The 12,879-nt window shown below is 61.2% G+C and carries 11 protein-coding genes; all 11 read left to right on the forward strand.

What is annotated here, in order from left to right:
* Positions 1 to 297 precede the first annotated feature (297 nt).
* A complete protein-coding gene (locus KGA97_RS13965; protein WP_008036310.1) occupies positions 298 to 1,089 on the forward strand; it encodes a hypothetical protein in 792 nt (263 codons plus the stop codon).
* 14 nt (positions 1,090 to 1,103) lie between these two features.
* Positions 1,104 to 2,543 (forward strand): DUF1254 domain-containing protein, encoded by a 1,440-nt coding sequence (locus tag KGA97_RS13970; RefSeq protein ID WP_411738562.1) that lies wholly within the window; start codon positions 1,104 to 1,106, stop codon positions 2,541 to 2,543.
* A gap of 12 nt (positions 2,544 to 2,555) precedes the next feature.
* Positions 2,556 to 3,503 carry a transporter gene (locus tag KGA97_RS13975; protein WP_223434564.1) on the forward strand — a complete coding sequence of 316 codons (948 nt, stop codon included), beginning with the start codon at positions 2,556 to 2,558 and terminating at the stop codon, positions 3,501 to 3,503.
* Between the two features lie 72 nt (positions 3,504 to 3,575).
* Positions 3,576 to 4,556 carry an AAA family ATPase gene (locus KGA97_RS13980; RefSeq protein WP_223480946.1) on the forward strand — a complete coding sequence of 327 codons (981 nt, stop codon included), beginning with the start codon at positions 3,576 to 3,578 and terminating at the stop codon, positions 4,554 to 4,556.
* On the forward strand, positions 4,556 to 5,503 hold the full coding sequence (locus tag KGA97_RS13985; RefSeq protein ID WP_008030187.1) for a DUF58 domain-containing protein: 948 nt from the start codon (positions 4,556 to 4,558) through the stop codon (positions 5,501 to 5,503). The genes KGA97_RS13980 and KGA97_RS13985 overlap by 1 nt, the downstream gene beginning before the upstream one ends.
* Positions 5,500 to 6,090 carry a DUF4381 domain-containing protein gene (locus tag KGA97_RS13990; protein ID WP_223450221.1) on the forward strand — a complete coding sequence of 197 codons (591 nt, stop codon included), beginning with the start codon at positions 5,500 to 5,502 and terminating at the stop codon, positions 6,088 to 6,090. Before KGA97_RS13985 ends, KGA97_RS13990 begins: the two co-directional genes overlap by 4 nt.
* Positions 6,077 to 7,069 carry a vWA domain-containing protein gene (locus KGA97_RS13995; protein WP_223480947.1) on the forward strand — a complete coding sequence of 331 codons (993 nt, stop codon included), beginning with the start codon at positions 6,077 to 6,079 and terminating at the stop codon, positions 7,067 to 7,069. Before KGA97_RS13990 ends, KGA97_RS13995 begins: the two co-directional genes overlap by 14 nt.
* A gap of 1 nt (position 7,070) precedes the next feature.
* Positions 7,071 to 8,651: a VWA domain-containing protein gene (locus KGA97_RS14000; protein WP_223480948.1), complete on the forward strand. Its 1,581-nt coding sequence runs from the start codon at positions 7,071 to 7,073 to the stop codon at positions 8,649 to 8,651.
* The gene (locus KGA97_RS14005; protein ID WP_223480949.1) at positions 8,648 to 10,078 is read left to right on the forward strand and encodes a hypothetical protein; all 1,431 of its coding nucleotides are present in this window, start codon (positions 8,648 to 8,650) and stop codon (positions 10,076 to 10,078) included. The genes KGA97_RS14000 and KGA97_RS14005 overlap by 4 nt, the downstream gene beginning before the upstream one ends.
* Positions 10,075 to 11,100 (forward strand): HAD family hydrolase, encoded by a 1,026-nt coding sequence (locus KGA97_RS14010; RefSeq protein ID WP_008030176.1) that lies wholly within the window; start codon positions 10,075 to 10,077, stop codon positions 11,098 to 11,100. The genes KGA97_RS14005 and KGA97_RS14010 overlap by 4 nt, the downstream gene beginning before the upstream one ends.
* Positions 11,101 to 11,170: 70 nt before the next feature.
* Positions 11,171 to 12,745, forward strand: coding sequence for an arylsulfatase (locus KGA97_RS14015; RefSeq protein ID WP_008036341.1), 1,575 nt, complete (start codon positions 11,171 to 11,173; stop codon positions 12,743 to 12,745).
* Positions 12,746 to 12,879 lie beyond the last annotated feature (134 nt).

A 12,879-nucleotide genomic window follows, 5' to 3' on the forward strand; every position in this document is an offset into this window, starting at 1 on the left:
TATCAGCGAAAAACACGCCGCCGAAAACTGTCACAAATCACAGGTCGCAAAGACTGATCGGCAATATGCCGGCTGCTTTTTATTCGAATACGGAATGCCATCCCACGTTTTGTTTGAAGCGCTTGATCATCATCAACAACCACTACACAGGCGGACAAATGCGCCCTTCGACTGGATTACCCGCCGACAACTGCTAACGTCATCAGACATGTCCTACAGGCTTGATAGGAAAGAGATTACGCATAACGGCCGCCAAGTGCCGAGTAGGCCAATGAGCCACCAAGGAACCGGGGAATCATGTCGAACACTCCAGGAGCGAGCGCCCTTTTGTTGGCGGTTTCAATAACGTCCGCCGTGTGTGCCCAGGCGGACAACGCTGACACGGCCAACAAAAGTAACAACCCGTTGAACCTCGCACCGGGGATGAACCTGCAGGACTATTACACCCCGAAGTACTACGACTCGAATATCCACACCAACGATTTGCTGGTGCGCGGGACGCTGCCGATTGCACCCAACGATTTCATCGGCGTCCCGCAATTGCTGCGCGCCACCGCACCGATCAGCACCCGTCCCGATCCGCACGGTGGCTACAGCACCGGCGAAGGCGATCTGAACCTGTTTGATATCTTCCTGCTCAAGACCGAAGGCGTGCAGTTGGGCATTGGCCCGATGATCACCGCGCCCTACGCCGATCGGGACGAGCTCGGCACCGGCAAGTGGCAAGCGGGGCTGGCGGCCATTGCGATTGATTCATCGCCCCGTGGCTTGCTCGGTGCGTTAGTGCAATACCAGAGTTCTTTTGCCGGCGACAGCGACCGCCCGCATGTCGAATCGGCAACCCTGCAGCCGTTTGTCATTCACAACCTCGATAGAGGCTGGTACCTGCGCTCCACTGCCATCTGGACCTTCGACCTGAAAAACGACACCCATTACATCCCCCTCGGTCTGGGTGCCGGCAAGGTCTGGAAGTCCGGGTCCAATATTCTCAACGCCTTCATCGAGCCGCAGTGGACCGTCGAGCGCAAGGGCGATGGCTTGCCGCAGTTCACGCTGTTCGCGGGGATCAACGTCACCTTCGGCAAATAATAAGGACCCTATTTATGCACGGTGCAATTCGCGCAGCCGGTTACAGCTTGATGAGCATGTTTGTCAGTTGCGGCGTTGGCGCTCAAGACGTCAGCGTCAGCCAAAAGACCGGATTCACCGCCAGCCCGGAAGAAGCGCGGGCCATCGCCAAGGAAGCTTATTTGTACGGCTACCCGGTGGTGGAAATGTACAAGACCCTCTACACCCAGGCGGTCGACAAGAAGAGCCCGAACTTCAAGGCACCGCTCAATCAGATCGGCAACACCGCACAGGCTTTCACCGCCAAGGACACGGCCTTCGTCACGCCCAACGCCGACACGCCCTACTCGTTTATCTGGATGGATCTGCGTGCCGAGCCGGTGGTGCTGACCCTGCCGCCCATCGAAGAACACCGTTACTACTCGGTGCAACTGATCGACGCCTACACGCAGAATTTTGCGTATCTGGGCACCCGCAGCACGGGCAACGCCGGCGGGCATTTCATGATCGCCGGGCCGAACTGGCAAGGTCAGCAACCGGTTGAAATCGACCGTCTGCTGCGCAGTGAAACCAACATCGCCTACGCGCTGTATCGCACGCAGTTGTTCGACGAAAAAGACCTGGGCAAGGTCAAGAACATCCAGAAGGGCTACAAGATCGAGCCGCTGAGCCACTACGTCAAACAGAAGGCCCCGCCTGCCGCGCCGAAGGTCGACTGGCCCAAGCCCACGCCGACCATGAGCGAAACCCCGGAACTGTTTGGCTACCTGAATTTCATGCTGTCGTTTGCCCCGCCCCAGGACGCGGAAAAAGACTTGCTGGCGCGCTTCGCCAAAATCGGCATCGGAGCCGGCAAGCCGTTCAAACCCAACGAGCTGCCTGCCAGTCAGCGCAAAGCCCTGGAAGACGGCATCGCCGACGCCAAGGCCGAATTCGCACAGTTTAAAAAGGACAAGGTCGACAGCCATCAGGTCAGCAGCGGCGATTTGTTCGGCACCCGTGACCACCTCAACGGTAACTACCTGTACCGCTACGCCGGCGCCAACATGGGGATCTTCGGCAACTCTGCCGAGGAGGCGAATTACATCGGCTATTTCGTCGATAAGGACGGCCAGCCGGTCGACGCCTCGAAACACGATTACACGCTGCATTTCGACAAAGGCGCCCTGCCCCCGGCCGAGGCGTTCTGGTCGCTGACGATGTACGACGGCAAGAACAAATTGCTGGTCGCCAACCCGTTGAATCGTTACCTGATCAACTCGCGAATGCTGCCGGATCTCAAGCTGGATGCCGACGGCGGCCTGACCCTCTATGTGCAGCACAAAGCCCCGCCCAAAGACCTGCAAAGTAATTGGCTGCCAGCGCCGAACGGGCCTTTCTACGGTGTCCTGCGCCTGTACCTGCCAAGACCGGAAGTCTCCAGCGGCGAGTGGAAAATGCCCTCGTTGACGCCAGTCACCCCACAAAATCAATAAGCGGAGCCAGCCATGGTCAGGTCTTTTGTGGTACGTCCTTTGTTGGCCCTCTGCGTGGTCGGCAGCAGCCCGTTGGTACTGGCGGCAGAAGGCGGTGGCGGCCGGCCGATGACCGGCTTGCAGGTATTTTCCAATGCCGGGATCGTGCCACCGGAACCCGGCTGGGTGATGTCGTTGAGCAGTTTCTGGTACGACGGCGAGCTCAAGGGCAACGTGCAAGTGCCTATCGTTGGCGCCTTGAGTGCCGGCCTGGACCTGAAAGTGTCTTACACCATGGCCAACTTCACCCATGTCTGGGACACCGGCAAGGGTCGCTGGAACTACGCGTCGGCGATTGGCGTGCCGGTGCAGTACACCGACATTACCGCGAGCGTCACCGGGCCTCGTGGCCGGACGCTGGGAACGGAAGATACCGGCACCCAGTTCGCCGACCTGCTGGTGACGCCCATCGCCGCCGGCTACCACTTCGACGAGGTCAACCACCTCTCGTTGTCCTTGCCGATCTACCTGCCGACCGGCGCTTACAACGATGATCGCCTGGCCAACGCCGGGCAGAACACCTACACCTTCATGCCCACCGTGGCCTTCACTCACCTCGACGGCAAAGGCGGCGAGTTCACCTTGTCTGGCGGGCTTGAGTTCTACACCGAAAACGACGCCACGGACTACAAGAACGGCAACCTCTTCACCCTCGATGCGCTATGGACCCACGGCTTCGGCAATGGCTGGAACGCCGGCATGGCCGCGGGCTACATCCAGCAGCTCACCGACGACTCCGGGTCAGGCGCCAACAGCGGCTTTCGCGGACGCTCGGTGGGCGCCGGACCGACGGTGGGCTGGGCCGGCAAATTCGCCGACGCCCAGGCCAGCGTCAACGCTCGCTGGATCCCGGAGTTCGACACCAAGAACCGGCCTGAAGGCAACGGATTCAGCGTCAACCTGACTTTGGCGTTCTTCTAGAAGTGAACAGGGATCGCCAGTTTTATCGATCAACCTGCCAACGCCTTTGGCGACTTGAATAAAGGCCCCTCAATGACCGCACTCAACGACCTCAATGCCCTGCAAGCCAGCATCGCCGAAGCGGTGCTGGGCCAGGATCAAGTGATCCGGCAGATTCTGCTGGGTCTTCTCGCTAACGGCCATTTGCTCCTGGAAAGCTTGCCCGGGCTGGCCAAGACCCGCACGGTGAAAGCGCTGGCCAAGCATCTGGACGCGAAGATGAGCCGCATCCAGTTCACCCCTGATCTCCTGCCGTCGGACATCACCGGTGCCGAAGTGCTGCACCAGATCGAAGGCAAGAACGAGATCCGGTTCCAGCCCGGTCCACTGTTCGGCAACCTGATTCTGGCCGACGAAATCAACCGCGCACCGGCCAAGGTCCAGGCAGCCCTGCTGGAAGCGATGGAAGAACGGCAAATCACCGTGGCCGGCAACAGCCATGGGCTGCCGGAGTTGTTCATTGTGGTCGCCACCCAAAACCCCATCGAACAGGAAGGCACTTACCCGCTTCCGGAAGCGCAGATGGACCGTTTTCTGATGAAGGTGCTGCTCGATTACCCGAGCGCGGAAAACGAGAGCCAAGTACTGCGACTGCTGCGTGAAGAGGAGTTTGCGACAGGCGCCAAGACCGCGCCGGTGCAGGGTTTCGCGCTGTCGCAGGACGTGATTTTCGCTGCACGCCGGGAAGTCAGCGCCATCCATGTGTCCCCGGCCATCGATCGTTACCTGATCGACCTGATCAACGCCACCCGCCATCCGACGGATTACGACGCGGACCTGGGCCGCTGGATCGCCATCGGCGCCAGCCCGCGCGGCGGCATCGGCCTGGACCGTTGCGCCCGCGCCGATGCCTGGTTGCAGGGGCAGGATTTTGTCTCGCCGGACAACGTGCGCGCCGTGGTGCATCCGGTGCTGCGTCATCGTTTGCAGCTGAGTTATGACGCGGTCGCCGATGGCGTCACGGCCGATCAGGTGCTGGATCGCCTGCTCGATAACGTTGCGATTCCTGCCTGATGTTGAAAATAAAAAGTGTCGACGGTCTGGTCTATGTCTCTCTGGCGCAATTGATGGCGCTGGAATTCAAGGCCCGTGACCTGAGTTTCCTCGCACGCCAGCCGCAAGGCAGCATCCTCGCCGGCAACCACGCTTCGCGGCTGCGGGGGCGCGGTCTGAATTTCGATGAGTTGCGCCGCTATCAACCGGGGGACGACTTGCGTCACCTCGATTGGCGCGCCTCACTGCGCACCGGCAAACCGGTGGTGCGCACGTTCACCGAAGAGCGCGATCGCCCGGCGTTGATCCTCGTGGACCAGCGCATGTCGATGTTTTTCGGCTCGCAACGCAGTTTCAAATCCGCGGTTGCCGCCGAACTCGGCGCACTGGCTGCATGGATGGTGTTCAACGCGGGCGACCGGGTTGGAGGGTTGGTATTCAACGACTCACGGATCGACGCGATTGCCCCGCTGCGCAGCCGCAAACGGATCGAAGCGCTGTGCAGTCGCATCGTCCAGCAGAATCAGGCATTGAGCGCGGCCAACCCGGACGCCGAGGGCGAGGATCAACTCGATAAAGTCCTGCAACAGTGTCTGGCAGTGGCCGGTCACGATCACCTGATCTGCATCGTCAGCGACTTTGCCGGTGCGGGCGAACGCACCTTGCAACTGATGCGGCAACTGGCGGCGCACAACGATGTGATTGCCATGCAGGTGTACGACCCGCTGGCGTTGAACCTGCCGAAAAATGGCCGTTTGCTGATTACTCAAGGTCAGTTGCAAGTCGAGCTGGCGGTCGAACAACGCAGTGTTCATCAGCCGCTGGGGGATTTCCTCAGCGGTCGGCTCAAGGACGTCGCCACGCTGCTGCGACGCAGTCAGGTGCCGTTGATGATGTTCAGTACGGCGACCGAGGCGCAGGCACAACTGCGCGCGGAACTGGGCAAACTCGGCGGGGGGCGGCGATGAACCCGAACGTGCCGAGCATTGAGCAACTCAAGGAAATGGCCCTGCCGGCGCCCGTCAGTTATGCGCCGCAGACGTGGGGCTGGTGGGTGTTGTTGGCGGTGTTGATGGCTGCTGTGTTGCTGGTGGGTGCACGGCGGTATTGGCAGTGGCGGCGGGATCGGTATCGGCGCGAGGCATTGGTGCGGTTGGCTGAACTGCAAAGCAGCGATGATCAAATCAGCGCCCTGCGCGAACTCCCCGAACTGCTCAAACGCGTAGCCCTGTCGATGCCAGATCCCGTAGGAGCGAGGCTTGCCCGCGAACCAGGCCCCACGGTATCCCAGACAAACCGTGTAATCGTTCTTCGCGGGCAAGTCGGATCGCCGCACCGCTCGCTACTACAAGGTCCTGCGGCGTTAGGTAATGAGCGTTGGCAGGCATTTCTGGCGCAGCACAGTGCGCAGCCGTTGCCTGCGGATTTCAGCCGGCAATTGGCGTTGCTGGCCTATGCGCCGGATGCAACATTGCTGGCGTTGCCCAATGATCAGCGTCAGCAGCTGTTCGACACCTGCAAACACTGGGTGGAGTCGCACCATGTGGCAGCTTGATTACCCCTGGCTGTTACTGCTCCTGCCGTTGCCCTGGTTGGGTTACCGCTACCTGCCCGATTACCGCGAAGCCCGCAGCGCCGTGCGGGTGCCGTTTTTTGGCGCCATGAGCCGCGCGGTCGGTCAGGCGCCAAGCGCCGCCGGCACACGCAACAATCGCTGGCAATTGCTCCTGAACCTGCTGGTCTGGGCGCTGTTGCTGCTCGCGGCCGCACGCCCGGTGTTCGTGGAAAAACCCATCGAACGCCAGCAACCGGTGCGCGATCTGATGCTGGCCATCGACATCTCCCAGTCAATGGAAACCACTGATTTCACCGATGCCAACGGGCAGAAGATCAATCGTCTGGCGGCGGTCAAGGACGTGGTCCACGTTTTTATCGACAAGCGTAAAGAGGATCGCCTGGGCCTAGTCGTGTTCGGCAGCGGCGCGTATCCGCAGGCGCCACTGACACTGGATCACGCCAGCCTGTCGCTGTTGCTGGACGACACCGGCATCGGCATGGCCGGACCCAACACCGCCATTGGCGATGCGATTGGCCTGAGCCTGAAGTTGCTGGATCAGGCCCATGAACAGGAAAAAGTCCTGATCCTGCTCACCGACGGCAACGACACCAGCAGCGCCATCACCCCGGATCATGCGGCGTCGATGGCCGCCGCCAAAGGTGTGGTGATTCACACCATCGGCATTGGCGACCCGAGCGCCGAAGGCGAAGCCAAGGTCAACCTGCAAGGCTTGCAGCAGATTGCCGACGCCACGGGCGGCAAGTTCTTCCGCGCCGAAGACCGCACGGCGCTGGATCAGGTTTACAGCACCCTCGACACGCTGACCCCGCACCAGGTGAAAACCCTCAGCCACCAACCGAAAAGGGATCTGTTCTGGTGGCCGCTCGGCGCCGCTATCGGTTTGCTCGCGCTCTACCATCTCGGCGCCCTGCTGCGTCCGCACCTGACCCTCGCGCGTCAGCGGCAGGAGGCTTGAGATGGAGATCAACCTCAGCGACTTGCACTTCCTCCGTCCGCTGTGGCTCTTGCTCGTGCCGTTGGGTGCCTTGCTGCCGTGGCTCTGGAGGCGTAGCCGGGATGTGCAGCGGCGTTTGCGCAGCAACATTGCCGAGCACTTGCTGCCGCACTTGCTGATGACCCCGCAGGACCAACAGCGCTTGCGGCCGGTGCATCTGGTGTGTGCGCTGTTGATGTTGGGCGCCCTCGCCGCTGCCGGGCCGACCTGGGAGCAGGACCGGCCGGACTTTCTGGAAAATCGTGCGCCGCTGATCATTGCCATTGACCTGTCGCCCTCGATGGACGCCAGCGACATGCCGCCCAGTCGCCTGGAAGCGGTCAAACACAAACTGCACGACCTGATCCAGCGCCGCGCCGGTGCCCGCAACGCGCTGATCGCCTACGCCGGCAGCGCGCATCTGGTGCTGCCGCCAACCGACGATCCAGCATTGCTCGATACGTTTATCCAGGCATTGAGCAGCGACCTGATCGGCAAACCGGGGAAGGATGTCGGCGCGGTTATCGACGAGGCCAAACGCCTGTTGGCGGCGGAGAAAACGCCGGGCACGTTGTTGCTGATCACCGACGGCGCCGACACCTCGCAACTCGGCGGCCTGGGCAAGCAACTGAACGACAGCACGCTGCAAGTGTTGATCCTCGCGGTCGGGCGCGAGGATGGCGGGATCATTCGTGACGCCAATGGCCAGCCGCGCACCGACAGCAACGGCCGCCCGGCCCTTGGCAGTTTCGACCAGGCCGCGCTGAAGCAGTTGGCATCAGCCATGGCGGCGCCGCTGGGCAGCCTGACGCTCAATGACAACGATCTGGACTGGATCGAACTGCACGCCCGTCAACATTTCCAGGCGGCCAGTGACGAGCAGCGTGAGTTGCATTGGAAAGACGCCGGATACTGGCTGTGCTGGCCGCTGTTGCTGATCGCGTTTTTCTGCGTGCGCAAAGGCTGGAGCCTGAACTGGACGGCCGGTTTGCTGCTGGCGCTGGGTATCGGTTTTCAGCCCACCAATGCCCAGGCCAACGCTTTGACCGATGCATTTTTCACCCCCGACCAGCAAGGTCGCTGGGCCTTCGAACATGAGCATTTCCCGAAGGCTGCCGCCCTGTTTGTCGATCCGTACTGGAAAGGCATCGCGGCCTATCACGCGGCGGATTTTGACCTCGCGCTGGCGAGTTTTGCGCGACTGGAAACACCCCAGGCGTATTTCTACCTGGGCAATATTTACGTGCGCCGTTTCAAGTTTGATCAGGCCATCGCGGCCTACACCCAGGCGCTGAAGCTGCAACCACAGTTCCCGGAGGCCACGGCCAATCTGGCGTTGGCCATCGCCCTGGAGAAAGACACCGAGAGCGCCGAACAGAACGCGCCCGAGGTCAAACCTGACGAAATCAAGATGGACAAGGCGCCGGGCAAGGGACAAAGCAAAGCCGTGGAGACCGAGCAAGCGACGTCGGACGCGTTGTGGTTGCAGAACCTGACGACATCGCCAGCGAAATTCCTCAAGCAGAAGTTCAGCTTGCAGGATCAGGCGGGGGGCAAGCCATGAATCGAGTGATGGCCATCGCCGGCAAGCCGGCTCCTACAGAGGATTCGTGGCGATCACAAAAATTTGATTTCAATCCAATCAACTGTGGGAGCGAGCCTGCTCGCGATGGCGTCAGTTCACTCACCGCAAATCTCTGCGCCTTGCTCTGCTGCCTGATCACCACATCCGCCCTCGCCGCCGAACCCGAACTGCGTATCCAGACCCGCCTGCAACCCGCTGACCCGGTCATGGTCGGCGGCCTCCTGGAGCTGCAACTCGACGTCCTCACTGACAGTTGGTTCACCGACGCCCCCGCCCTGCCCGACCTGAAACTGCCCGGCGCGCTGGTGCTGCCGCCCGACGGCCACGCCGAGCACATCAACCAGACGCTGGACGGCAAGGCGTTCAACGGCATGCGCTACAGCTACCGGATCAGCCCGAATCAGGCCCGGGGTTTCGATATTCCGGCGCTGACTGTGCAGGCCACGCCGGGCCAGGCCAGCGCCCCGTTGAGTGCGCAAAGCCAGCCGCTGCATTTCACCGCCAAGCAACCACCTGGATTCAAATCCGGCGAACCGGTGTTGGTGGCGCAACGGCTGCGTTTCACGCAAAAAGTCATCGACTCGGCAACGCCCTTGAAGGTCGGGGACAGCCTGACCCGGCAACTGACCTTGCAGGCCGACAACGCCATGGCCATGTCGCTGCCCGCGCCGTCACTGGGCGACGTCAGCGGCCTGAGCCGTTACCCGAAGAACCCGCAAATCAGCAGCCTGGACGACGGCCGGGGCAACTTCACCGGCGGCCAACGCATCGACACCGTGACTTACCGTATCGACAGCGAAGGCCATCACAGCCTGCCCGCGATCGAGCTGAAATGGTGGGACGCCAGCAGCCAGCAAACCCGCACCGCGCAAGTGCCGGCAGTGAGCTTCGAGGCCATCGCCAACAGCGCTTACACGCCAGTGTTCTCGATTGCCGAAGACCTGAAACAAATGGGCGAGCACAGTCGCGTGCGTTTTTCCAGGCACTGGCTGGTTGTCTTGCTGCTGCCGGCAGTGCTGCTACTGGGCTGGTTCGCAAGGCCTTTCATGCATCGCGTTTACCTGTCCGTGCGCGACCGACGCCGTGCCCGATACGCCGCGTGGCTGCAATCCGCCGACTACGCCTGGCGGCAGATTCCACGGCAAATCAACGCCACACCGGCGCAACTCAGCGCCCTGTACCTGTGGCTCAAACGCAGCCGCGGAGGCCTGAAATTGAGCGTCCTCGGCCCGCGCCTGCAGGACCTGTTACGCGCCTGTTACAGCCGTCAATCGACCGAAGATCAGGCGCTGCGCCAACTCGGGCAATCCTTGTCTACGCTGCATAGTCAGGCGCGAGGCAGCAACGTCCGGACCGTTCCCGCACTGCGGCCGCTCAACCCCGTCCACGAGAAGGAATTCCCATGACGAACGCGACATCAAGCCACCATCGTTTCGGGCTGACGCTGCTCTTCACGCTGATCCTGCCGCTGCTGGCGCACGCCAACGAGCCATTGCCGTCGTGGAATGACGGCCCGGCGAAAAAGCACATCATCGAGTTCGTCCAGACGGTCACCGACCAATCCAGCAGGGACTTCGTCAAGCCCGCTGACCGCATCGCCGTGTTCGACAACGACGGCACCTTGTGGAGCGAGCAGCCGATGTACTTCGAACTGCTGTTTGCCCTGGAAGAGGTCAAGCGCACCGCGCCGCAGCACCCGGAATGGAAAACCACCCAGCCCTTCAAGGCCGTCCTGGAAAACGATCACCAGGCACTCGCCGCCGCCGGCATGGACGGCATCATGAAGATCTTCGGTGCGACCCACACCGGCATGACCACCGAAGCTTTCGACGACTACGCCAAGACCTGGCTGAGCCAGGCCCGGCATCCGAAGACCGGCAAGCCGTACACCGAGATGATCTTCCAGCCGATGCTGGAAATGCTCGACTACCTGCGCGGCCAGGACTTCAAGACCTACATCGTCTCTGGTGGCGACACCGGGTTCATGCGCGCCTTCGCCGAGAAGGTCTACGGCATCCCGCCCGAGCAAGTGATCGGCACCACCTTCGTCACGGCGTTCCAGTTCAAGGACGGTAAAGCCTCGATCGTGCGCACGCCCAAACTGGCCCACAACGACGACGGCCCCGGCAAACCGGAAAGCATCGACGCGGTGATCGGCAAGCGGCCAATCCTGGCGTTCGGCAATTCCGACGGCGACCTGCAAATGTTGCAGTGGACTGCCGCCGGCCCCGGCAAACGATTCATGGGGTTGGTGCACCACACCGACGCCAAACGCGAATGGGCCTATGACCGTAAGTCCGATATCGGGCGCCTGGACAAAGCCCTGGACGAAGCAAAAACCCGTGGCTGGACTATCGTCGACATGGCGTCCGAATGGCGCCGGATCTATCCGTTCGAGGCAGCCGCCACTCCCGAGCAAGTGCAATAAAAAGCGTGACGCAGGACTGCAATAAACGTTTGTCGCACCACGCGACACTAGCGCAAAAGGAGCAAGTCAGATGACTCGCATACGCAAGTGGCTACCGAAACTCGCCCTGGTGGCGGCCTCGGTGATGGCGATTTCGGCGACTGCCGGGGCCGCCGAAAAACCCAATATCCTGGTGATCTTCGGCGATGACATCGGCCAGACCAACATCAGTGCCTACTCCATGGGCGTGGTCGGGTACAAGACTCCGAACATCGACCGTATTGCCAAGGAAGGCATGCTGTTCACCGACTATTACGCGGAGAACAGCTGCACGGCCGGACGCTCATCGTTCATCACCGGCCAGACGCCGTTGCGTACCGGCCTGTCGAAAGTCGGCGTTCCAGGTGCGCCGGTCGGCATTCAGAAACGCGACATCACCATCGCTCAGGCACTCAAATCGCAAGGCTACGCGACAGGCCAGTTCGGCAAAAATCACTTGGGCGACCGGGATGAATACCTGCCAACGAACCACGGCTTTGACGAATTTTTCGGCAACCTGTACCACCTCAATGCCGAAGAAGAGCCGCAACGACCGTATTGGCCCAAAGATGACCCCGAGTGGGTCAAGGCCAACTCTCCACGCGGCGTGATCCACAGCTTTGCCGATGGCAAGATCGAGGACACCGGCGCCTTGACGACCAAGCGCATGGAAACCATCGACGACGAAACCACCGCCGCTGCGCAAGCGTTCATCGAGAAACAGGCCAAGGCCGATAAGCCGTTCTTCGTCTGGATGAACACCACGCGCATGCACGCCTTCACTCATGTGCGTGAATCGATGGCGGGCCAGAGCGGCATGCCAGGCAACGAGTACGCCGACGGCATGCTCGAGCACGACGGCGATGTCGGCAAACTGCTCAAGACCCTCGATGACCTGAAAATCACCGACAACACCATCGTGGTCTACACCACCGACAACGGCCCGAATCAATGGTCCTGGCCGGACGCGGCGACCACGCCGTTCCGTAACGAGAAGAACTCCAACTGGGAAGGTGCCTACCGCGTTCCGGCCATGGTGCGTTGGCCGGGCAAGATCAAACCGGGCGAGGTTTCCAACGAACTGTTCTCGGGCCTCGACTGGTTCCCGACCCTGCTGGCGGCTGCCGGTGACGACGGGGTCAAGGACAAGCTGCTCAAGGGCTGGGCGCCGGCTTCAGGCGGCACCAGTTTCAAGGTGCACCTGGACGGGTACAACCAACTACCGTACCTGACCGGCCAATCGCCTAAGAGTGAGCGCACGCAGTTCTTCTACTTCAACGATGACGGCGTGCTCGTGTCCATGCGCTCCGGCAACTGGAAAGCGGTGTTCTGCGAACAACGCAAACCGGGTGGTTTCGAAGTCTGGGCTGAACCGTTCGTCTGCCTGCGCGTACCGAAAATCTTCAACCTGCGCATGGATCCGTATGAACGTGCCGACGTGGTTTCCGACCAGTATTACGACTGGACGGCCAAGAATGCGTACCTCGTATCGCTAGCGTCCACCCAGGCCGCGAGATTCCTGGAAACCTTCGTCGAGTATCCGCCTAGCCAGAAACCGGCGAGCTTCAGCATCGATCAGATCCGCGCGGATGTGGATCGGCGGATTGAAGAAAAAGCCAAGAAATAATGTTTGACCGCCGCTCGCCCTGACCGGGCAAGCGGCCCTATTCCATGGTGCAAACACAAACCCTGTAGGAGCCGGCTTGCTGGCGATAGCGGTCTTCCAGTCAATCAATCGGTGTCTGACCCACCGCTATCGCC

The organism is Pseudomonas sp. BF-B-15 (assembly GCF_019946675.1).
GTDB lineage: Bacteria > Pseudomonadota > Gammaproteobacteria > Pseudomonadales > Pseudomonadaceae > Aquipseudomonas > Aquipseudomonas migulae.

Coding starts and splice junctions, on each gene's coding strand:
- KGA97_RS13965 (WP_008036310.1), top strand. CDS start 298: ATGTCGAACACTCCAGGAGCGAGCGCCCTTTTGTTGGCGGTTTCAATA.
- KGA97_RS13970 (WP_411738562.1), top strand. CDS start 1,104: ATGCACGGTGCAATTCGCGCAGCCGGTTACAGCTTGATGAGCATGTTT.
- KGA97_RS13975 (WP_223434564.1), top strand. CDS start 2,556: ATGGTCAGGTCTTTTGTGGTACGTCCTTTGTTGGCCCTCTGCGTGGTC.
- KGA97_RS13980 (WP_223480946.1), top strand. CDS start 3,576: ATGACCGCACTCAACGACCTCAATGCCCTGCAAGCCAGCATCGCCGAA.
- KGA97_RS13985 (WP_008030187.1), top strand. CDS start 4,556: ATGTTGAAAATAAAAAGTGTCGACGGTCTGGTCTATGTCTCTCTGGCG.
- KGA97_RS13990 (WP_223450221.1), top strand. CDS start 5,500: ATGAACCCGAACGTGCCGAGCATTGAGCAACTCAAGGAAATGGCCCTG.
- KGA97_RS13995 (WP_223480947.1), top strand. CDS start 6,077: ATGTGGCAGCTTGATTACCCCTGGCTGTTACTGCTCCTGCCGTTGCCC.
- KGA97_RS14000 (WP_223480948.1), top strand. CDS start 7,071: ATGGAGATCAACCTCAGCGACTTGCACTTCCTCCGTCCGCTGTGGCTC.
- KGA97_RS14005 (WP_223480949.1), top strand. CDS start 8,648: ATGAATCGAGTGATGGCCATCGCCGGCAAGCCGGCTCCTACAGAGGAT.
- KGA97_RS14010 (WP_008030176.1), top strand. CDS start 10,075: ATGACGAACGCGACATCAAGCCACCATCGTTTCGGGCTGACGCTGCTC.
- KGA97_RS14015 (WP_008036341.1), top strand. CDS start 11,171: ATGACTCGCATACGCAAGTGGCTACCGAAACTCGCCCTGGTGGCGGCC.